Source organism: Paenibacillus sp. GbtcB18 (genome assembly GCF_019091125.1).
Classification (GTDB): domain Bacteria; phylum Bacillota; class Bacilli; order Paenibacillales; family NBRC-103111; genus Paenibacillus_F; species Paenibacillus_F chitinolyticus.
Genome location: NZ_JAGXJX010000075.1, coordinates 508 through 842 on the forward strand (window position 1 = coordinate 508; position 335 = coordinate 842).

The window sequence follows — 335 nt, forward strand, 5'->3', positions numbered from 1 at the left end:
AACATCCTTTCTAAGTATTCAGCCGATACTGCGTGAGTTGTTTGGTGTAATGTTTGGGGATTAATACCGTCAACAATCATGCCTGCTTCAATTGTTGGGACATAAGCTCCGATTAGTAGACCGATTATTGTATTATCCGATTTACGAATAACTGGTCCTCCAGATTGTCCTGGGCGTGCCTGAATATTTAGTACTAAATGTTTTGATTTAATTGCTTTTGAGCTAAGTAGGATTTTTGCGCCAATTTCACAAGAATGCTGGGTCAAAACAATTCTACATAAATCGGAGTGCGGAAAACCGAAGATAGTAACTTTATCACCTGGATATATTTCATC

1 protein-coding gene is annotated in these 335 nt (G+C 38.2%); it reads right to left on the reverse strand.

Annotated elements, in window-relative coordinates; all coding sequences use genetic code 11:
• The coding region (locus KVT34_RS29570) for a trypsin-like serine peptidase (RefSeq protein ID WP_483311465.1) at positions 1 to 335 on the reverse strand (335 nt) is incomplete at both ends.